Raw genomic sequence first — 19,180 nt, forward strand, 5'->3', positions numbered from 1 at the left:
ACAGGAGCCCGCGAGCGGCCAGTTGGAGTGCGAAGAGCGCGGCCGCGCCCCAGAAGGCCGTCGTCGCGTCGGCCTGCGCGACGCCACGCGCGCGGGTGAGCACCGGGAGGGCGGCGCGTGCGGGCAGTGCGACCGCGGCAACCGTCACCACCGTGACGCCCTCGCCGCCGGGAAGGGCCAGCGGCAGTTCGATGCGGGTGCCCGCTTCGGGGAGCGGTGGCTCGTCACCGTCCGGGCGCCAGAAGGCGACGGTCGAGGTGCGAGCAGGATCGTCCGGCATGAACACCGCGCGGCAGCGGGCGAGTTCGGCGGTCTCGGCGGGGGTGGGTGCGGGATGCGTGTGCTCGGAGATGACTGCTTCCTCGAATTCCTCAACTTTGACTACTCGCCCTGGAGTCGGTGAGGGTACACGGCCGCCGCCACCGGACGGACGCCTTCAGGCCGTGATGTGGATCACCCAACCCTTAAGGGTGTGGCTAGCCCCCCTGCGAGGGCGGGCTGACCCCCTCCCCCAGCCGGGTGGTGGCGCCATGGCTCACCAAGCGCCTTGATTCATACGTTCTTTGGGTCGGGCCGACGCGTAGCCCGCCGCATCGACCCCGCCCTCCACAGAACCGGAGAACTGCCATGTCCTTGGCTGTCGGAACCCGCCCGGAACGTGCCACAGGAGCCGCCGCGCGGCAGTCACCGTCCGAAGGAGGCAGCGAGTTCACGCCACTGCTGCGCGTCGTCAAGGGGCAGGGCCTGCTCGAACGCCGCACCGGCTGGTACGTGCGCACCATCGCTGTCAACGCCCTCGCCCTCGCCGCGGTCGTCACGGGTATGGCGCTCATCGGCAGTTCCTGGTGGGCGCTCGCCCTCGCCCCCGTGCTCGCCGTCCTGTATGCGCGCACGGCCTTCATCGGCCACGACGCAGGCCACGCGCAGATCACCGGCAATCGCTCCGTGAGCCGCGCCGTCGGGCTGATCCACGGCAACCTGCTGCTGGGCATGAGCTACGCGTGGTGGAACGACAAGCACAACAAGCACCACGCCAACCCGAACCACGTCGACAAGGACCCCGACGTCGCCGCGGACGTCCTGGTGTTCACCAGTAAGCAGGCCGCGACCCGGGTGGGATTCCGAGGCTGGCTCACCCGCCACCAGGCCCTGCTCTTCTTCCCGCTGACCCTGCTGGAGGGCCTCGCGCTGAAGCTGTCCGGTTTCCAGGACCTGCGCCGGCAGACGGGTCGGGAACGCCTGGTGGAGGGCACGCTGCTGGTCGCCCACGTCGCCGGCTATCTCACGCTGCTGCTGACCACCATGCCGCTCGACCACGCGCTCGCCTTCGCCGCCGTCCACCAGGCACTGTTCGGGCTGCACCTCGGGATGGCCTTCGCCCCCAACCACAAGGGGATGGAGATGCCCGACCCGGACGGCGACAAGTGGGGGCACCTGCGGCGCCAGGTGCTCACCTCCCGCAACATCAAGGGGGGAGTCCTGACCGACTGGTTCCTCGGCGGCCTCAACTACCAGATCGAGCACCACCTGTTCCCGAGCATGCCCCGGCCCCATCTGCGCCTCGCACAGCCCATGGTGAAGGCGCACTGCCGCGACCTCGGCATCCCGTTCGTGGAGACCGGTCTCGTCGACTCCTATCGCCAGGCGCTGCGCCACATGTATGAAGTGGGGGAGCCGCTGCGGGCCGACATCTGAATCTGACGGACATCCCCGCGGCGGTACGCCGCCTCGGGGGTATCTCAGGGCGCGGGATCAGGGTCCTATCAGGGTCGTGCACAGGAACCGTGGGCGCCGCGGGACCGTTTCTCACAGCAGAGGCGAGTTTCGCCCCACTCAGGCGAGGGCGAGCCGCCCCGAAGGAGGCCACACACATGTCGAGGAACGCGAAGATCGCCGCGGGAGGCGTGGCGGTCGGGCTCATTCTGCTGATCTGGCTGCCTTGGTGGGCGGCCCTGCTCATCGTGCTCGGCGCACCCACCGCGGCGTACCTGATGCTCGATCCCTCGCAGCGGCGCAGGCTCCGTCGTGTCAGCCGCAAGGAGGTCGGCCGCTAGAAGCCCCAAGACTCAAGGGCTGATGACGTCGCCCGCGGACCGCCCGACAGCGCGGCCCGCGGCGGCTCCGTGCCGGTCCGTCACCGGGCCGGGGTCACCTGCGTGACGGATGGCCCCGGTGGCGACGGCGGAGCGGACCGCACGGCTCAGAGGCTCAGACGGGGCGTACGGCCATCTTGTCAAGCGCCTCCAGAAGGCTCGGCAGCTCGGCGCCGCGGCCGACCGGCAGCACTTCGCCCGGCTCGTCGTCGAGCAGGACGAACGCGATGTCGTCCGTGCGCGCCACCATGGACCAGCCGGGCCCGTCGGCGCGCAGGGTGCGGGCATCGCCCGACGCGAACGCGGACCGCACGCGCCCGAGGGGCGGGGGAGCGTCCACGTAGCCGTGCGCCTCGGCGAGCACACGCCGGATGCCCTCGTGCGTCCCGGTCGACGGGATCCGCTCACCGTCCTGGTCGACACCGTCCTCGGGCGCCTGGCCGGTCTCGTCCGCGGCGAACTGTGCGTCGTCGATCTGAGAGCGCCACTCGGCCCACTGGAGCGCTATCTCGTCGGCTCCCAGGCGCCGTTGGGCCGGACCCCACGTCCGGGTGTCGGGTGGGCACAGCGGCGGCATGTCGGCGACCTCGGGGTCGGGGCCCGGGTCCGGGTCGTGCGGTGCCGGGACGCCGGGCGCGGCCACCGCCAGGGCCAGCGGCCACCCCGGCAGCGCGGCGACCATGCTGTTCTCGTCCGGGGAGAGCTCGTACTCCATGCCGCAGTCCCAGGAGGCGATCGCCACGGCGACCAGCGACACGTCGTCCACGACGACCGTCCAGCGTGCCCCTTGCGCGTCCTGTCCGAGGACCAGGCCGTAGCCGTCGGCCAGCGGGGCGAGCCCCAACGCGGCACACGCCTCCACGTAGTCGTCGCCGAGCACGCTGGGGAACTTCGCGGGTGTGAGCAACACAGCCGTGAGCACGTACAGCTCGTCGTCCCCGGCGGCGACAGCGTCGTCCGTCCCGGCCATGCCAGCCTCCCCTGAGCTTCATTCCGTCGGCGTGACCTTAGCCAGTCGCGGACGATGTCGTACAGGGGCGATGACCAGGAAAATCACAGGTAATTCCCGTCGCGCGCGCCTCCGGTGGACGGCGTGTCGACATCTCGTGAGCACTTTGTGTGCCTCTCGTGCCGGGGCGCGTTCCTCGCATGGGCGCGCGGCGGCTGCGCATGTCAGGCGGCGGGCAGGCCGAGGAGGCTGCGCGCCACGACCCGCGGGGGCTCGTCCCGTTCCCGCGCGAGGGCGATGAGGGCCCGGCACGCGAGCTCGTTGACGCCGAACGCCAGAGCGCCGGGCTCCACCCAGCCCGCCGCCTCCTCGATGCGGTCCTGGTCGTCCTCGACGCACGCCGCCACGTAGACGGCCGCTGCCTCGAAGAGGTTGTGCGTGCGCCGCTGCCCGGTCACCGGCCGGGCCGCCGCGCGCGCGGCGCGTTCCTCGTCCAGGCGCTCCGCGCGCCGTACGGCCCGCCCGCGCCAGGTGCTCCATGATGTGCGGACTCTGCCGAGCATGCGCGTCACCGTCCCCCTGCCGATGGCCCCGGGATCACCATCGATGGCACAACGTCCTTCATCTGGCGTGGAGTTGGACCCATGGTGACAGAAGCGCGGTGCGATGCACCCCTGCTCGGTCGAGGGTCAACAGCCCTCGGGTTCCAGGTCCTTGAGCGTGCTGCGCAGCCGGCTCCACCTCTGCGGTGTATTACGCGCACATCGCCGCCCGGCCCGGACTGGTCGGTCGCCGCTCCCTATTCGTCGACCTGCCCGGACACGGCATCAGCGACCGCCCCGCCGATTTCGGCTACACGCTGGAGGAGCATGCCGATGCGCTGGCCGTGGCGCTCGACGCGGCGGAGGTGGGCGGCGCGGAGATCGTGGGCCACAGCATGGGCGGTGCGGTGGCGATCGTCCTCGCGCACCGCAGGACCGACCTCGTCTCGCGCCTCGTCGTGACCGAGGGCAATCTCGATCCGAACCCGCCACGCACGGCGGGCAGCAGTGGCATCGCGACCTACGAAGAAGCGGCGTATGTGCGCGGGGGCGGCCACGCGCGCGTGCTCGAGGGTGTCGGGGCGCTGTGGGCCGCCACGATGCGTCTCGCCGACCCGCTCGCCCTGCACCGCAGCGCCACCGGGCTCGTCCGCGGCACCGAACCCACCATGCGCAGAATGCTGGAAGAGGTGAAGGTCGACCGGGTCTATCTGCAGGGCGCGCTCAGCGGCGAACTCCCCGACAGGGAAAGCCTGGTGGCCGCCGGGGTCCAGGTGATCGACGTGCCGGACGCGGGGCACAACGTCATGTTCGACAATCCGGACGCCTTCGCGGCGGCCGTCAGGGGATGACCGGGCCGCTCAGCTCGCGCGTACCGCCAGCGCCAGGAAGCGCGCGTCCTCATCGGCGTACGAGGTCATGCGCCAGCCCGAACCGGCGAGCAGCGGGCGCAGCCGAGGCTCCGCCCGCAGATCGTCTGGGGTGAGCTGCCGACCCTGGCGCGCGGCGAGAGCCGCCCGGCCGATCGGGTGGAAGAGCGCGAGCAGCCCGCCGGGCCGCACCACTCGGGCCAACTCCCGCAGGTTCTGCGCCGGTTCGGGCAGGTGCGAGATGAGGCCCGCGCCGAACACCGCGTCCAGCGTGCCCGTGCGCAGCGGCAGCCGTGCCACGTCGGCGCGGAGCAACTGCCCGTCGTGGTCCCGGCCGGCCCGTACGGCGGCCTCCAGCATGGCGGGCGTCAGATCGGCGCCCAGGACCACTCCCGAAGCGCCCACGGCCGCTCTCAGGGGCGGCAGCGCACGTCCGGTGCCGCAGCCCGCGTCGAGCACCCGGCTGCCCGGCCGCAGGTCCAGCGCGGCCACCGCCGCCGCATAGGCAGGACCGTCGTCGGGAAAACGGGAGTCCCAGTCGGCGGCCCTTGCCGAGAAGAACTCCTGCACACGCGTGGCGTCATCGCTCATGTGCTCCATGATTGCGCAGCCCACCGACACGCACCGCGACACGAGCGGGGGACACCAGGTCGAAAGGTCCGTATCCGAACCGAAACCGTCGCAAGCGCGTACGGCGCACACGTTCGACCTTGACGCGATCGTTCCGATGCGTATCTCTGTCATATTCCAGCAGCTTTCGAAATGCGCCCCTGTTGTGCGCCCCCGTCGCGACTAGCTTCCCGAGCCATGGGACACCTGGACCACGCCACCTTCGGCTGGCTTACCCCCGTGCTGTCGTACGCGATGGCCTGCATCGGTGCCGCGCTCGCGCTGCGCTGCACCCTGCGCGCCCTGAACGCCACGGGACGGGCCCGCCGCAACTGGCTGCTCACCGCGGCCTCCGCCCTGGGCACCGGCATCTGGACGATGCACTTCGTCGCGATGCTCGGCTTCGGTGTCACCGGAACCGAGATCCGCTACAACGTGCCCCTGACCATCCTCAGCCTCGTCGTCGCGATGGTCGTGGTCGGCGCCGGTGTCTTCGCCGTCGGCTACGGCCGCGACCGCGGGCGTGCCCTCGCGCTCGGCGGCCTCACCACCGGCCTCGGCGTCGCCAGCATGCACTACCTGGGCATGGCCGCCCTGCGGCTGCACGGCCACGTCAGCTACGACCCGCTCCTGGTCGCCCTCTCCGTGGTGATCGCCGTGGTCGCGGCGACCGTCGCGCTGTGGGCCGGTCTCAACATCAAGTCGCCCGCGGCCGTCGCGGTCGCCTCCTTGGTGATGGGCGGAGCCGTGAGCAGCATGCACTACACCGGAATGATCGCGGTGAGCGTGCGCGTGTCCCCCTCGCCGGTGGCGCTGTCCGGCGCCACCGCGATGCAGTTCATCTTCCCGCTCGCCGTGGGCCTCGGCTCCTACCTCTTCCTGACCTCGGCATTCGTCGCGCTGTCCCCGACCGCGGTCGAGCGTGAAGCCTCCGCGTCGGCCCAACTGCCCGTGCAGAGCCCGGCCCGCTGACGGACCGGTGCCGACCCGCCCCAGACTCCGGAACGAGGAGGCCATGCGCCCGCCCCGCACAACGCCCAGCTCCGGCCCGCCCCAGATAGCCGGGCCCTCGGCGCGTGGACGTCGCGCGCACGCCGGTCCCCCCGCTCAGGAGGACACGGTGACAGAACCCGCGCCCGACCGGCCCGCGCCGCCCCCGCGCGCGGGCGGCACGCGGCTGCGCCCCCGCACGGTACGCGCGAAGATCATCTGTCTCCTCATGGTGCCCGTGGTATCCCTGCTCGCCCTGTGGGCCTACGCCACGGTGAGCACCGCTCAGGACGTGGCACGTCTGACGCAACTGCAGCGCGTGGACACCGCGGTCCGGGCCCCCGTGTCCGCGGCGGTCGTCGCCCTCCAGGCAGAACGCGCGGCGGCCGTCGCCTACGCGGCCGACCCGGCACCCGACCGGCGTGACGACATGAAGCGGCTCGCGACCGCCACCGATCGCGCCGTCGCCGCCCTGCGCCTCGGACCCGACCACACCGTCGCGGACGGCGCGGACCTGCCCCAGGCAGTGGCCGGACGACTCAGTCGCTTCGTCTCCGACGCGCAGCACCTGCGGACCGTACGCACCGCGGTACTGGATCGCCGTTCGGGCTGGGACACCGCATACGGGCAGTACACGAAGACCCTCGACAAGGCCTTCACCGTGAGCGGCGCACTGACCGGCATCCAGGACAGCCGACTGGGCTCCGACGCGCGCGTACTGCTGGAGTTCGACCGCTCCGCCGAGATGCTCTCCCGCGAGGACGCCGTACTGGCGAGCGCCCGGCTCGCCGGGACACTGGACGGGGAACGGCTGCGCCTGTTCACCGGTGCCGTCGACACCCGCAGGTCCCTCGCCGAGAGCGCCGCCGCCGATCTGCGCGGGCCGGAGCGAGCCGTCTGGAACCACCTCGTGGAGGGGAGTGCGTACGGCGACGTACGCACCGTCGAGGACCGGACGCTCATCGCCCCGCCGGGCCGCAAGGCGCTCGCCGCGGCGCCCGCGGGCACCTGGGACAGGGCACACGCGGACGTGCAGGACGGCATGCGCACCCTCGCGGCGGACGCCGCACGCAGCGCCGCCGACCGCGCCGATCCGCTCGCCGGAGGCCTGCTGTCACCCGCAGGAGCCGCGGTCCTCTTCGGCCTCGTCGCCGTCGCCGCCTCGCTCGTCATCTCGGTACGCATCGGGCGCGGCCTCGTCGTCGAACTCGTCAGCCTGCGCAACACCGCACTGGACATCGCCGGCCGCAAACTTCCCCATGCCATGCGCAAGTTGCGGGCGGGCGAGGAGATCGACGTCGAGGCCGAAGCGCCGCACGGGCCGCCGGCCGAGGACGAGACAGGGCAGGTCTCCGAAGCACTCACCACGGTGCACCGCGCGGCGCTGCGCGCCGCCGTCGAACGCGCGGAACTCGCCAGCGGCATCTCCGGGGTCTTCGTCAACCTCGCCCGCCGCAGCCAGGTCCTCGTCCACCGGCAACTCGGCCTGCTCGACACCATGGAGCGCCGCGTCGAGGACCCGAACGAACTCGGCGACCTGTTCCGCCTGGACCACCTCACGACACGCATGCGACGCCACGCGGAGAGCCTGATCATCCTGTCGGGGGCCGCGCCAGGCCGCGCCTGGCGGATGCCGGTACCCCTCACGAACGTCGTACGGGCCGCGGTCTCCGAGATCGAGGACTACGCGCGCGTGGAGGTACGCCATCTCTCCGCGGCCGACGTGACGGGTGCCGCCGTCGCCGACCTCACGCACCTGCTGGCCGAACTCGTCGAGAACGCGGCCCAGTTCTCGCCCCCGCACACCAAGGTCCGTGTCAGCGGCGAACCCGTGGGAAACGGCTACGCGATCGAGATCGAGGACCGCGGCCTGGGCATGGGCACGGAGACGCTCGCCGAGGCCAACGGCCGCATCGAGCACTCCGAGGCCCTCGACCTGTTCGACAGCGACCGGCTCGGCCTCTTCGTCGTCAGCAGGCTCGCCGCGCGGCACGACATCAAGGTGCATCTGCGCACCTCCCCCTACGGAGGCACCACCGCGGTCGTCCTGCTGCCCACCTCCTTGTTGCACAAGGACGGGGCGCAGCCGACGGCCGGCACCAGTTCCCCGCCCGAAGAGGAGCGCCGCTACGCGCGCGTGCCCGAACCAGAGGCAGCGCCCATGAACGAGAATTCCTTCCCCGCACCCGCCCGACGTCCCGCACTGGCGCCGTCGGCCGGCCCCGACAGCGACTCCGCGAAGTCACCGCACCCGCCCGGTGTCACGGCTCTGCGGTTGCGCAAACCGCCGGTCACGGAACCGGACGACGAAGACCCGCCCGAGGACGGGCTCCCGCGCCGTGTGCGCCAGGCCAGCCTCGCGCCCCAACTGCGCGAACGCCCCCAGGAGCAGGTAGCACCCGCGCGCGTCCCGCAAGCGGGCGAACGCACCCCCGAACAGGTACGAGCCCGCATGACGTCCTTCCAGGACGGCTGGGCCAGAGGCGGCGGACGCCCGCCCGGCAGCGACAGCAGTGAAGGAGACCTCTCATGATCAAGGAACCCGGCACGACCACGGGTACCGCCCACGGCTCCGGCGAACTCGACTGGCTCCTTGACGACTTGGTGCTCCGCGTCCCCGAACTGCGGCACGCCGTCGTCCTGTCCAACGACGGCTTGGCCGTCGGCGCGTCCCACGGTCTCGGCCGGGAGGACGCCGAACACCTGGCCGCCGTCGCCTCCGGGTTCAACAGCCTCGCCAAGGGGACGGGGCGGCACTTCGGCACCGGGGGAGTGCGCCAGACGATGGTCGAGATGGACGACGGCTTCCTGTTCGTGGCCGCGGCGGGCGACGGTTCCTGTCTGGCGGTCCTGAGCACCGTCACCGCCGACATCGGACTCGTCGCCTACGAGATGGCCCGCCTCGTCAAGAGGGTCGGTGAACACCTCTACACAGCACCCAGGTTCGCCGGCCACCCGCCCACCGCGGGCTGACGGAAACGGCGTGCCTTGGACGACGACATGCACGACGAGACGTACCTGGACGTAGGAGAACACCACGGCCACGCCCACAAAGGGCAGGAGAACCGGGGCAGCTCCCAGGACCAGGGCAGCCAGTGGTTCGACAACGAGGCCGGCCCCCTGGTCCGCCCCTACGCGATGACCGGAGGACGCACCACAGCCGGCCCTCAGGCCGTGCACTTCGACCTGATCGCCCTGGTGTCGCTCGACACGGCGGCGCCCGGGACCCACGACGACACCGCCCTCGGGCCCGAGCACCGCGCGATCATCGAGCTGTGCCGTACCGAGACGCAGACGGTCGCCGAACTCGCCGCCGGCACCGACCTGCCCCTCGGGGTGGTCCGGGTGCTCCTCGGCGACCTGCTGGACGTGGCCTGCGTCAAGGTCAGCAGGCCGGTGCCGCCCGCCCAACTACCGGACGAGAAGATCCTGAGAGAAGTCATCGATGGGCTCCGAGCACTCTGACGCCACGGCGGACGGCGCACCCGCCGCCCTGGCCCTGAAGATTCTGGTCGCGGGCGGATTCGGGGTGGGCAAGACCACCCTGGTCGGCGCGGTCAGTGAGATCCGACCTCTGCGCACCGAGGAACAACTCAGCGAAGTGGGCCAATCGGTGGACGACACCGCGGCCGTGGAACGCAAGACCACCACGACCGTCGCCATGGACTTCGGCCGCATCACCATCCGGTCCGGCCTCTCGCTCTACCTGTTCGGCACGCCGGGCCAGGACCGCTTCTGGTTCCTGTGGGACGAACTGTCGCAGGGCGCGCTGGGCGCCGTCGTCCTGGCGGACACCCGGCGGCTCGAGGACTGCTTCCCCGCCGTGGACTACTTCGAGCACCGGCGGATCCCGTTCGTCGTGGCGGTCAACTGCTTCGCGACCGCCAGGTCCTTCGGGGCGCACGAGGTGGCCCGGGCCCTCGACCTCGACCGCGGCACGCCGGTCGTGCTGTGCGACGCACGCGACCGGGACTCCGGGAAGGAGGTGCTGATCAGGTTGGTCGAGTACGCCGGGCGGATGCACACCGCCCGGCTGCTCGACTCCGTGGGCTGAACCGCGGCCGGGTCAGCCGGCGAGGCCTCCCATGGCCACGACCTTCTCGACCCGTACGCGCACGACGAGCTCACCCGGGACGGCATTGCGACGGCCGAACTCCTCGGCGCGCTCCTGTCCCATGTAGCGGCCGCCGATCCGCGTGGCGGAATCCAGCAACGCGGCCGGATCCTCGCCGAGTTCGGCCCGGCCCTGGATCGTCACGAACGAGAACGGCGGCCGCTCGTCGTCGACGCACAGGGCCACGCGGCCGTCACGGGCCAGGTTGCGGCCCTTCACGGTGTCCCTTCCGGTGTTGAACACGATGTCGTCACCGTCCAGGACGAACCAGACGGGTGCGACGTGCGGGCTGCCGTCGGCGCGCACCGTGGACAGTTTGGCCGTGCGGGTGCCCTCGGAGACGAAGGCCCGCCATTCCTCATCGGTCATCTTGTGTGCCATGACGCCATCCTGCTTGCCCGGACGCCGACCGTGGGGAAGGCTGGCGAAACAGATCCCTCGGGCAGGGGAGCGGTCCCCTCCGGGGCACGGGGAGCCAGAGGAAGCGGGGAGACGGGAAACATGGGGCAGAACGCGGGACTCGGTTGGCTGCTGGACGACCTGACACAGCGCGTCGAACACGTGCGGCACGCCTTGGTCCTGTCCAACGACGGCCTGGTGACCGGAGCCAGTGCCGACCTGCGGCGCGAGGACGCCGAGCATCTCGCCGCGGTCTCCTCCGGCCTGCACAGCCTCGCCAAGGGATCGGGCCGGCACTTCGGCGCGGGGAACGTGCGCCAGACGATGATCGAGTTCGACGACGCGGTGCTCTTCGTCACCGCCGCAGGCGACGGCAGCTGCCTGTGCGTGCTGAGCGCCGCAGAGGCGGACATCGGCCAGGTCGCGTACGAGATGACCCTGCTCGTCAACCGGGTCGGCGAGCATCTGGCGGTCGATGCGCGCCAGCCCGAGCGGACGCCCCTCATGGACCTCTGACCTGCGGCGAAGCGAGCCGCGGCGAAGTTATCCACAGGCCAGGACGGAGATCGCCGATCCGGGCTACGGTTTTCCCGAGCGGTCACGGAGAGTGATCGCGCGTCATCGACCGACGGGGGAGAACCATCGTGCAAGGCGACATCATGACCAGGCCCCAGGGCAGCGCGGCCCGCGAACTGGGGCTCAAGCGGGGCGAGTTCGATCTCGCCGTCCGGCTCGGCCGCATCCGCACCGTCGCGGCCCCGGACGGGGGACGCCGCCGCGTCCCCCGCGAGGAGATCGAGCGGATCCAGGAGGTGGAGGGCTTCCCGGAGACCCTGCGCAAGCAGGTGAGGGTGGTGGGCACCAGCGAGGGCGCGGACCTCATGGGCATCCCGCCGTCCCGGTTCACCCGCCTCGCCCGCGCCGGCCTGCTCATCCCGGCCAAATTTTATTTGAACCGCTACCGCACCGTGGTCTGGCTCTATCTGGCCGAGGAGATCAAGGAGTTCGCGGGCTCCGAACTCAACGCGCCCCTGCTGACCGGCCGTGCACCCGACAAGATGCGGGCCCGGCTGTCGGCGGGAGAGGATCAGCGGCCACGCAGGTGGCGCGCACGTCACGCCGGGTATCTGCTCGGACAGTGCAGTGATCCTTGGGAGCGGGCTGCCGCGATGGCGACCCTGCTGGACCCGACCCAGGTCGCCGAACTCGTCGACAACCCTTACGAGCGGGCCCACTTGCATCGCATCCGCCCCGAGGAGACGTGGTACGGGGCGCCCGAGTCGCCGACGGCGCGGATTGTCGAGCACATCCTGATCGCCGACGACCCCGACGAGATCAGCTGGCTCCGGGCGAACCTGCTGCTGAGCCTGGCCGAGGCGCGGGCGCTGTGCCCCGCACCCCGGCCCACGACGCAGACCGCCGCAGTCGAACCAGCCCCGACGGGCGAACCGTCGCTGCCGGGCACGCCCGACCCCGTGTCCCCGACACCCGGGCCCGCGCCAGGGCTGTGGGGGCGCCTGCTCGGCAGACGAGGCTGAGGCGACACCGCCCGCGCCGTTCTACGCGGGGCCCGCAGCCGCTGTCACCGCTCCAGCTTGCGGAACAGCCCCTCCTGCACCACCGACACCAGCAGACGCCCCTCGACGTCGTAGATGCGCCCGCGGGCCAGCCCGCGGCCACCCGTCGCGATCGGTGACTCCTGGTCGTAGAGGAACCACTCATCGGCACGGAAAGGACGGTGGAACCACATGGCGTGGTCGAGCGAGGCCATGTCGAACCCGCGCGGACCCCACAGGGGTTCGACCGGCAGCCGTACCGCGTCGAGCAGCGTCATGTCGCTCGCGTACGTGAGTGCGCAGGTGTGCACCAGCGGATCGTCGCCCAGGGGGCCCACGGCGCGCATCCACACGGCGCTGCGCGGCTCGGCGGCCGCGACCTCCTCGGGCGTCCAGCGCAGTCCGTCGACGTACCTGATGTCGAAGGGCTGGCGGCGCGCCATGCGTTCCAACGCCTCGGGCAGGGCGCCGAGATGCCCCTTGATCTCCTCGGCGATGGTCGGCAGCGACCCGGGATCGGGCACCTCACGGGCCGGCGGCAACTGGTGCTCGAAGGCCCCTTCCTCGGGCTTGTGAAAGGAGGCGGTGAGATTGAAGATCGTGCGACCTTCTTGCACGCCGGTGACCCGGCGCGTGGTGAACGAGCGGCCGTCACGGACCCGCTCGACCTGGTACACGATGGGTACGCCCGGGCGGCCCGGGCGCAGGAAGTACGCGTGCAGCGAGTGCACGGGCCGGTCGCCGTCCGTGGTGCGGCCCGCCGCGACCAGGGCCTGTCCCGCGACCTGCCCGCCGAAGACACGCTGCAGGGACTCCTGCGGGCTGCGTCCGCGGAAGATGTTGACCTCGATCTGCTCCAGGTCGAGCAGGTCGACGAGCCGCTCCGCAGGATTCGTCATGCGTGGTTCTCTCTCGTGTGCGCGGCCGGACCGTTCCGGCGCGTGGACGCCGGCGGACACTACCGTCCGCCGGGTCCGGGATCTACAACTGGCCGACGTCCGTGACCCGGACGATGGCACGGCCTTCGGCGTCGGAGGCCGCGAGGTCGACCTCGGCACTGATGCCCCAGTCGTGGTCGCCGTTCGGGTCGGCGAAGGTCTGGCGGACCTTCCACAGACCGTGCTCCGGATCTTCCTCGATCATGAGCAGCTTGGGCCCGCGGGCGTCGGGGCCGGTACCGAGGTCCTCGTACTCGTCCCAGTACTTGTCCATGGCCTCACCCCAGGCGTCCGCGTCCCAGCCCGACTCGCCGTCCATCTCGCCGAGCTCGTCCACGTTGTCGAGCGCGGCGAGCTCGACGCGACGGAACAGGGCGTTGCGGACGAGCACGCGGAAGGCGCGCGCGTTCGCCGTCACCGGCTTGACCTGGTCGGCCTTCTCCTGGGCCTCCTCGGCGGTCATCACCTCGGGGTTGGCGAGCTGCTCCCACTCGTCCAGGAGGCTGGAGTCGACCTGCCGCACCATCTCGCCGAGCCAGGCGATCAGGTCCTCCAGGTCCTCGGACTTGAGGTCGTCGGGCACGGTGTGCTCGAGCGTCTTGTACGCGCTCGCCAGGTAGCGCAGCACGATGCCCTCGGTGCGCGCGAGTTCGTAGAAGGAGGTGAACTCGGTGAAGGTCAGCGCCCGTTCGTACATGTCACGGATCACGGACTTCGGCGACAGCGGGTGGTCGCCGACCCAGGGGTGGCTCTGGCGGTACGTGTTGTACGCGTGGAAGAGCAGCTCCTCCATGGGCTTGGGGTAAGAGATGTCCTGGAGGCGCTCCATGCGGTCCTCGTACTCGACACCGTCCGCCTTCATCAGCGCGACGGCCTCGCCCCGTGCCTTGTTCTGCTGCGCGTGCAGGATCTGCCGTGGGTCGTCGAGCGTCGACTCGACGACCGAGACCATGTCGAGCGCGTACGACGGCGACTCCTTGTCGAGCAGGTCGAACGCGGCGAGGGCGAAGGTGGACAGCGGCTGGTTCAGCGCGAAGTCCTGCTGCAGATCCACGGTCAGACGCACGATGCGTCCCGTCGGGTCCGGCTCGTCCAGCTTCTCGACGATGCCGCCGTCCAGCAGCGAGCGGTAGATCGCGATGGCCCGCCGGATGTGCCGCAGCTGCGCCTTGCGCGGCTCGTGGTTGTCCTCGAGCAGCGTGCGCATCGCCTCGAAGGCGTTGCCCGGGCGGGCGATCACCGACAGCAGCATGGTGTGCGTGACACGGAAGCGGGAGGTCAGCGGCTCCGGATCGGAGGTGATCAACTTCTCGAAGGTGGTCTCCGACCACGCGACGAAGCCCTCCGGAGCCTTCTTGCGGACCACCTTGCGGCGCTTCTTCGGGTCGTCGCCGGCCTTCGCGAGCGACTTCTCGTTCTCGATGACGTGCTCGGGCGCCTGCGCGACGACGAAGCCGGCCGTGTCGAAGCCCGCCCGCCCGGCGCGGCCGGCGATCTGGTGGAACTCACGGGCCCGCAGCGTACGGACACGCGTGCCGTCGTACTTCGTGAGCGCGGTGAACAGCACCGTACGGATCGGGACGTTGACGCCCACGCCCAGGGTGTCGGTGCCGCAGATGACCTTCAACAGACCCGCCTGGGCGAGCTTTTCGACGAGGCGGCGGTACTTCGGCAGCATGCCGGCGTGGTGGACCCCGATGCCGTGTCGCACGTAACGGGACAGGTTGCGGCCGAACTTGGTGGTGAAGCGGAAGTTGCCGATCAGCTCGGCGATCTGGTCCTTCTCCTCGCGCGTGCACATGTTGATGCTCATCAGCGACTGCGCACGCTCGACGGCCTGCGCCTGCGTGAAGTGCACGATGTAGACGGGGGCCTGCTTGGTGTCCAAGAGCTCGGTGAGCGTCTCGGTGATCGGCGTGAGCCGGTACTCGTACGAGAGCGGGACCGGACGGGTCGCCGAGCGCACCACCGAGGTGGGGCGGCCCGTGCGGCGCGTGAGGTCCTTCTCGAACATGGCGACGTCGCCGAGCGTCGCCGACATCAGGATGAACTGCGCTTGCGGCAGCTCGAGCAACGGGATCTGCCACGCCCATCCGCGGTCCGCCTCGGCGTAGAAGTGGAACTCGTCCATGACGACCTGGCCGACGTCGGCCTGCGCGCCGTCGCGCAGCGCGATGGACGCGAGGACCTCGGCGGTGCAGCAGATGACGGGCGCGTCCGCGTTCACCGACGCGTCGCCGGTCAGCATGCCGACGTTCTCCGTACCGAAGAGCTTGCACAGCTCGAAGAACTTCTCGGAGACCAGCGCCTTGATGGGGGCCGTGTAGAAGGTGACCTCGTCCCGGGCGAGCGCGGCGAAGTGGGCACCCGCCGCGATCATGCTCTTGCCGGACCCGGTGGGCGTCGAGACGATCACGTTCGCCCCCGAGACCGCCTCGATCAGCGCCTCCTCCTGGTGCGGGTAGAGGGTGAGACCACGCTCCACGGCCCACGACTCGAAGGCGTCGTAGAGGGCGTCCGGGTCGGCGGTCTTCGGGAGCTGATCGATGAGGGTCACGTCACCATCTTGCCTGCCTTCCCACCTGATCCGGCAATCGGATGCCCGTGCGAAGATCACCAAGGCTACGCTGAGTCGCCGACGGAGCGTCAGGACGCGCACGGCCCGACGGGGGCAACTGGGCGTCGGCACAACAGGGATGGGGCGGAACAACACCATGATGGGACCGGCACACTCGCTGTCAGGAGCGGCGGCCTGGCTGGGGGTGGGCGCGGCCGCGGCGGCCGCCGGACACACGATGCCCTGGCCGGTCCTGCTCGCCGGAGCCTTGATCTGCGCGGGAGCGGCACTCGCACCGGACCTCGACCACAAGTCGGCGACCATCTCGCGCGCCTTCGGACCCCTGTCCCGAGGGCTCTGCGAGATCGTCGACAAGCTTTCCTACGCCGTCTACAAGAGCACCCGCAAGCCGGGCGACCCGCGCCGTTCCGGAGGGCACCGCACGCTCACCCATACGTGGCTGTGGGCGGTCGTGATCGGCGCGGGGACGTCGGTGGCGGCGATCACCGGCGGTCGCTGGACCGTCCTCGGGATCCTGTTCGTGCACATGGTGCTCGCCATCGAAGGCCTGCTGTGGCGGGCCGCACGAGGTTCCAGCAGCGACGTCCTGGTGTGGCTGCTCGCGGCGACCAGCGCCTGGATCCTCGCCGGAGTCCTGGACAAGCCGGGCAACGGGTCGCACTGGCTGTTCACCGAGCCGGGCCAGGAGTACCTGTGGCTGGGCCTGCCCATCGTGCTCGGCGCGCTGGTGCACGACATCGGGGACGCCCTCACCGTCTCCGGCTGCCCGATCCTGTGGCCCATCCCGATCGGCCGCAAGCGCTGGTACCCGATCGGTCCGCCCAAGGTGATGCGGTTCCGCGCCGGCAGCTGGATCGAGCTGAAGGTGCTCATGCCGGTGTTCATGCTGCTCGGCGGAGTGGGGTGCGCGGCCGCGCTCAACTTCATCTGAGCCCGGCCGCACCCCGTGTCCCGGCGCCGCTATCCGTGCCAGGACCGCCACAGCGCCGCGTACGCACCGTCGGCCGCGACGAGTTCGTCGTGGCTGCCGAGCTCCCGGATCCGGCCGTCCTCGACCACGGCGATCACATCCGCGTCGTGCGCGGTGTGCAGCCGGTGCGCGATGGCCACGACGGTCCGGCCGTCGAGGACGCGGCCGAGCGAGCGTTCCAGGTTCCGGGCCGCACGCGGGTCGAGCAGCGAGGTCGCCTCGTCCAGGACCAGCGTGTGCGGATCGGCGAGGACCAGGCGGGCCAGCGCGATCTGTTGCGCCTGCGCCGGGCTGAGCGCCGTCCCGCCCGAGCCGACCTCCGTGTCCAGGCCGTCGTCGAGTCCGCGCGCCCATCCATCGGCGTCGACCGCGCCGAGGGCCGCCCACAGCTCGGCGTCCTCGGCGCCGGTCCGGGCGAGGCGCAGGTTGTCGCGCAGGGAACCCACGAAGACGTGGTGTTCCTGGTTGACCAGCGCGACGTGCGCCCGCACCCGCTCCGCCTGCATGCGGGACAGCTCCGCGCCACCCAGGGTGACCGTGCCGGTGCGGGGCGCGTAGATCCCCGCGAGCAGGCGGCCGAGCGTCGACTTGCCCGCGCCGGACGGCCCGACCAGGGCCAGCCGGGTCCCGGGCGCGACGTCGAGGGTCACCTGGCGCAGCACGTCGACTCCCTCGCGGTAGCCGAAGTGCACCTGGTCCGCCTGGACGTCACGGCCGTCGGGGCGCACGGAGGCGTCGCCCGCGTCGGGCTCGATGTCGCGTACGCCGACGAGGCGGGCCAGCGACACCTGGGCCACCTGCAGCTCGTCGTACCAGCGCAGGATCAGGCCCAGCGGGTCCACCAGCATCTGCGCGATCAGCGCGCCCGTCGTCAGCTGACCGACCCCGATCCAGCCCTGCAGGACGAAGACCCCGCCGATCAGCAGGACCGACAGCAGTACGAGGACGTGCACGGCGTTGATCACCGGGAAGAACACGGACCGCAGATAGAGCGTGTAGCGCTCCCACGCCGTCCACTCCTTGACGCGCTGGTCGGACAGTTCCACCCGGCGTTCGCCCAGCCGGTGCGACTCGATGGTGCGTCCGGCGTCCACGGTCTCCGCGAGCGCCGCCGCGACGGCCGCGTACCCGGCGGCCTCGGAGCGGTACGCGGAGGGCGCGCGCTTGAAGTACCAGCGGCAGCCGAGCACCAGGACCGGCACCGCGACGAGGATCGCCGGAGCCAGCGGCGGGGCGGTCACCGCGAGTCCGCCGATGAGCAGCCCCGCCCACACGACGCCGATGGACAGCTGGGGCACGGCCTCCCGCATGGCGTTCGCGAGCCGGTCGATGTCGGTGGTGATCCGGGACAGCAGATCACCCGTGCCGGCCCGCTCCAGGACGCCCGGCGGCAGCCCCACGGACCGCACCAGGAAGTCCTCGCGCAGATCCGCCAGCATCCGCTCGCCGAGCATGGCCCCGCGCAGGCGGACCTGCCGGACGAACACGGCCTGGATCACGAGGGCGATCAGGAACAGGGCGATGATGCGCCCCAGGTGGAGGTCCCGCAGCGCGGCACCGGCACCCTCGGCGCCGTCCGCCACGTCCTGGATCACGCCGCCGAGCAGGTACGGGCCGGCCATCGAGGCGACCACGGAGACCGTGTTCACGGCGATCAGCAGCAGGAAGGCGCGCCGGTGGCGCCGGTACAGCTCGCGCACATAGGCGCGGACCGTGGCCGAGGCGCCGACCGGCAGGGTGTTCGTGGTGGTGGGGACCGCCGGATCGTAGGCCGGTGGCGCTACGCCGATCATGCCGTCTCCTCGATGTCGATCTCGATGCCGATGTCGGACCGGGGGCCGGACCGCTGGCCCGACCGGCCGCTCGTCCCGGTCCCGGGGCGGGCGGCGGCCTCCTCGTCCGTCTCCCGGGTGACCACGGCGCGGTACCGGGGTTCGGTGCGCACCAGCTCCCGGTGTTCGCCGACCGCGGCCACCTCGCCGTCGTGCACGAACACGACGCGGTCGGCGCGGTCGAGCAACAAGGGGGAGGAGGTGAGCAGCACCGTGGTGCGGCCGCGCCGCAGGGCGCGTACGCCCTGGGCGATGCGGGCCTCGGTGTGCGAGTCGACGGCGGACGTCGGCTCGTCGAGGACCAGTGCCTCGGGGTCGGCGACCAGCGAGCGGGCCAGGGCGAGGCGCTGGCGCTGGCCCCCGGACAGGGACCGGCCGCGCTCGGTGATGCGGGCGTTCTTCGGGTCGTCGTCCAGGGACGCCTGGGCGAGGGCGTCGAGGACGTCGGAGCACTGCGCCGCGGCCAGCGCCTCGTCCGGGTGGACGGATCCGGAGGACGGTACGTCGAGGAGCTCGGCCAGCGTGCCCGACAACAGCACCGGGTCCTTGTCCTGGACGAGCACCGCCGCACGGGCCACGTCCAGCGGCAGCTCGTCCAGCGGCACCCCGCCCAGCAGCGCCGACGGGGTCTTCGCCGAGGCGGAGCCGGCCGGGTCGTCCGTGGTGGGGTGGCCGCCCAGCCGGTCGGCGATGCGCCCCGCCAGGTCCGGGTCGCCGCACACCACGGCGGTCAGCCGTCCG

19 protein-coding genes and 1 pseudogene are annotated in these 19,180 nt (G+C 71.4%); 11 read left to right on the top strand and 9 right to left on the bottom strand.

Translation table 11 applies throughout. The features are described from left to right. A partial coding sequence (locus G3I40_RS02290) for a hypothetical protein (RefSeq protein WP_164300455.1) occupies window positions 1-280 on the bottom strand: 280 nt, incomplete at its 3' end. A gap of 347 nt (window positions 281-627) precedes the next feature. Between G3I40_RS02290 and G3I40_RS02295 the strand changes: the two genes are divergently transcribed. Beyond that, the gene (locus G3I40_RS02295) at window positions 628-1,695 is read left to right on the top strand and encodes an acyl-CoA desaturase (protein WP_164300456.1); all 1,068 of its coding nucleotides are present in this window, start codon (window positions 628-630) and stop codon (window positions 1,693-1,695) included. Window positions 1,696-1,871: 176 nt separating this feature from the next. Then, window positions 1,872-2,054: a hypothetical protein gene (locus G3I40_RS02300; protein WP_164300457.1), complete on the top strand. Its 183-nt coding sequence runs from the start codon at window positions 1,872-1,874 to the stop codon at window positions 2,052-2,054. A 154-nt stretch (window positions 2,055-2,208) separates the two neighbouring features. Here G3I40_RS02300 and G3I40_RS02305 read toward each other — a convergent pair whose 3' ends face one another. Together G3I40_RS02305 and G3I40_RS02310 are read right to left on the bottom strand one after the other, a co-directional pair. After that, entirely contained in the window at window positions 2,209-3,063 is an 855-nt protein-coding gene (locus G3I40_RS02305) for a hypothetical protein (RefSeq protein ID WP_164300458.1), read from the bottom strand. Window positions 3,064-3,266: 203 nt separating this feature from the next. After that, window positions 3,267-3,605, bottom strand: a complete 339-nt coding sequence (locus tag G3I40_RS02310) for a hypothetical protein (RefSeq protein ID WP_164300459.1) — start codon at window positions 3,603-3,605, stop codon at window positions 3,267-3,269. Between the two features lie 170 nt (window positions 3,606-3,775). On the opposite strand from G3I40_RS02310, the pseudogene G3I40_RS02315 reads away from it, so the two are divergent. Continuing rightward, window positions 3,776-4,435, top strand: a pseudogene (locus tag G3I40_RS02315) (alpha/beta hydrolase); the annotation flags it as partial. Between the two features lie 9 nt (window positions 4,436-4,444). On the opposite strand, the gene G3I40_RS02320 reads toward G3I40_RS02315, so the two are convergent. After that, a complete protein-coding gene (locus G3I40_RS02320) occupies window positions 4,445-5,044 on the bottom strand; it encodes a methyltransferase domain-containing protein (protein ID WP_164300461.1) in 600 nt (199 codons plus the stop codon). Between the two features lie 216 nt (window positions 5,045-5,260). Here G3I40_RS02320 and G3I40_RS02325 point away from each other — a divergent pair, with 216 nt between their 5' ends. The 5 genes from G3I40_RS02325 to G3I40_RS02345 are packed head-to-tail and all read left to right on the top strand — an operon-like array spanning window position 5,261 to window position 10,106. After that, on the top strand, window positions 5,261-6,034 hold the full coding sequence (locus tag G3I40_RS02325) for an MHYT domain-containing protein (protein ID WP_164300462.1): 774 nt from the start codon (window positions 5,261-5,263) through the stop codon (window positions 6,032-6,034). A 43-nt stretch (window positions 6,035-6,077) separates the two neighbouring features. After that, window positions 6,078-8,585: an ATP-binding protein gene (locus G3I40_RS02330; RefSeq protein ID WP_164300463.1), complete on the top strand. Its 2,508-nt coding sequence runs from the start codon at window positions 6,078-6,080 to the stop codon at window positions 8,583-8,585. Then, a complete protein-coding gene (locus G3I40_RS02335; RefSeq protein WP_164300464.1) occupies window positions 8,582-9,025 on the top strand; it encodes a roadblock/LC7 domain-containing protein in 444 nt (147 codons plus the stop codon). Before G3I40_RS02330 ends, G3I40_RS02335 begins: the two co-directional genes overlap by 4 nt. 15 nt (window positions 9,026-9,040) lie before the next feature. Continuing rightward, entirely contained in the window at window positions 9,041-9,517 is a 477-nt protein-coding gene (locus tag G3I40_RS02340) for a DUF742 domain-containing protein (RefSeq protein WP_239091473.1), read from the top strand. Continuing rightward, a complete protein-coding gene (locus G3I40_RS02345) occupies window positions 9,498-10,106 on the top strand; it encodes an ATP/GTP-binding protein (RefSeq protein WP_164300465.1) in 609 nt (202 codons plus the stop codon). Before G3I40_RS02340 ends, G3I40_RS02345 begins: the two co-directional genes overlap by 20 nt. Before the next feature lie 12 nt (window positions 10,107-10,118). Here G3I40_RS02345 and G3I40_RS02350 read toward each other — a convergent pair whose 3' ends face one another. Next, entirely contained in the window at window positions 10,119-10,547 is a 429-nt protein-coding gene (locus G3I40_RS02350; protein WP_164300466.1) for a PPOX class F420-dependent oxidoreductase, read from the bottom strand. Between the two features lie 120 nt (window positions 10,548-10,667). On the opposite strand from G3I40_RS02350, the gene G3I40_RS02355 reads away from it, so the two are divergent. Continuing rightward, window positions 10,668-11,081, top strand: a complete 414-nt coding sequence (locus G3I40_RS02355) for a roadblock/LC7 domain-containing protein (protein ID WP_164300467.1) — start codon at window positions 10,668-10,670, stop codon at window positions 11,079-11,081. Window positions 11,082-11,224: 143 nt separating this feature from the next. After that, a complete protein-coding gene (locus G3I40_RS02360) occupies window positions 11,225-12,103 on the top strand; it encodes a DUF6397 family protein (RefSeq protein WP_164300468.1) in 879 nt (292 codons plus the stop codon). A 44-nt stretch (window positions 12,104-12,147) separates the two neighbouring features. Here G3I40_RS02360 and G3I40_RS02365 read toward each other — a convergent pair whose 3' ends face one another. Further along, a complete protein-coding gene (locus tag G3I40_RS02365) occupies window positions 12,148-13,020 on the bottom strand; it encodes an acyl-CoA thioesterase II (protein ID WP_164300469.1) in 873 nt (290 codons plus the stop codon). Window positions 13,021-13,102: 82 nt separating this feature from the next. Next, complete coding sequence (locus G3I40_RS02370) at window positions 13,103-15,616, bottom strand: DEAD/DEAH box helicase (protein WP_164300470.1); 2,514 nt, start codon at window positions 15,614-15,616, stop codon at window positions 13,103-13,105. Between the two features lie 157 nt (window positions 15,617-15,773). Between G3I40_RS02370 and G3I40_RS02375 the strand changes: the two genes are divergently transcribed. Further along, window positions 15,774-16,568 (top strand): metal-dependent hydrolase, encoded by a 795-nt coding sequence (locus G3I40_RS02375; protein ID WP_164300471.1) that lies wholly within the window; start codon window positions 15,774-15,776, stop codon window positions 16,566-16,568. Between the two features lie 29 nt (window positions 16,569-16,597). Here G3I40_RS02375 and G3I40_RS02380 read toward each other — a convergent pair whose 3' ends face one another. After that, window positions 16,598-18,400, bottom strand: coding sequence for an ABC transporter ATP-binding protein (locus tag G3I40_RS02380; RefSeq protein ID WP_164300472.1), 1,803 nt, complete (start codon window positions 18,398-18,400; stop codon window positions 16,598-16,600). After that, window positions 18,397-19,180: ABC transporter ATP-binding protein (locus G3I40_RS02385; RefSeq protein ID WP_164300473.1), on the bottom strand; the 784-nt coding region annotated here is incomplete at its 5' end. The genes G3I40_RS02385 and G3I40_RS02380, both read right to left, overlap by 4 nt.

Source organism: Streptomyces sp. SID14478 (genome assembly GCF_010548525.1).
GTDB lineage: Bacteria > Actinomycetota > Actinomycetes > Streptomycetales > Streptomycetaceae > Streptomyces.

Excerpts from the sequence above, each read along its gene's own strand:
- G3I40_RS02295 (WP_164300456.1), top strand. The coding sequence starts at position 628 with ATGTCCTTGGCTGTCGGAACCCGCCCGGAACGTGCCACAGGAGCCGCC.
- G3I40_RS02300 (WP_164300457.1), top strand. The coding sequence starts at position 1,872 with ATGTCGAGGAACGCGAAGATCGCCGCGGGAGGCGTGGCGGTCGGGCTC.
- G3I40_RS02305 (WP_164300458.1), bottom strand. The coding sequence starts at position 3,063 with ATGGCCGGGACGGACGACGCTGTCGCCGCCGGGGACGACGAGCTGTAC.
- G3I40_RS02310 (WP_164300459.1), bottom strand. The coding sequence starts at position 3,605 with ATGCTCGGCAGAGTCCGCACATCATGGAGCACCTGGCGCGGGCGGGCC.
- G3I40_RS02320 (WP_164300461.1), bottom strand. The coding sequence starts at position 5,044 with ATGAGCGATGACGCCACGCGTGTGCAGGAGTTCTTCTCGGCAAGGGCC.
- G3I40_RS02325 (WP_164300462.1), top strand. The coding sequence starts at position 5,261 with ATGGGACACCTGGACCACGCCACCTTCGGCTGGCTTACCCCCGTGCTG.
- G3I40_RS02330 (WP_164300463.1), top strand. The coding sequence starts at position 6,078 with ATGCGCCCGCCCCGCACAACGCCCAGCTCCGGCCCGCCCCAGATAGCC.
- G3I40_RS02335 (WP_164300464.1), top strand. The coding sequence starts at position 8,582 with ATGATCAAGGAACCCGGCACGACCACGGGTACCGCCCACGGCTCCGGC.
- G3I40_RS02345 (WP_164300465.1), top strand. The coding sequence starts at position 9,498 with ATGGGCTCCGAGCACTCTGACGCCACGGCGGACGGCGCACCCGCCGCC.
- G3I40_RS02350 (WP_164300466.1), bottom strand. The coding sequence starts at position 10,547 with ATGGCACACAAGATGACCGATGAGGAATGGCGGGCCTTCGTCTCCGAG.
- G3I40_RS02355 (WP_164300467.1), top strand. The coding sequence starts at position 10,668 with ATGGGGCAGAACGCGGGACTCGGTTGGCTGCTGGACGACCTGACACAG.
- G3I40_RS02360 (WP_164300468.1), top strand. The coding sequence starts at position 11,225 with ATGACCAGGCCCCAGGGCAGCGCGGCCCGCGAACTGGGGCTCAAGCGG.
- G3I40_RS02365 (WP_164300469.1), bottom strand. The coding sequence starts at position 13,020 with ATGACGAATCCTGCGGAGCGGCTCGTCGACCTGCTCGACCTGGAGCAG.
- G3I40_RS02375 (WP_164300471.1), top strand. The coding sequence starts at position 15,774 with ATGATGGGACCGGCACACTCGCTGTCAGGAGCGGCGGCCTGGCTGGGG.
- G3I40_RS02380 (WP_164300472.1), bottom strand. The coding sequence starts at position 18,400 with ATGATCGGCGTAGCGCCACCGGCCTACGATCCGGCGGTCCCCACCACC.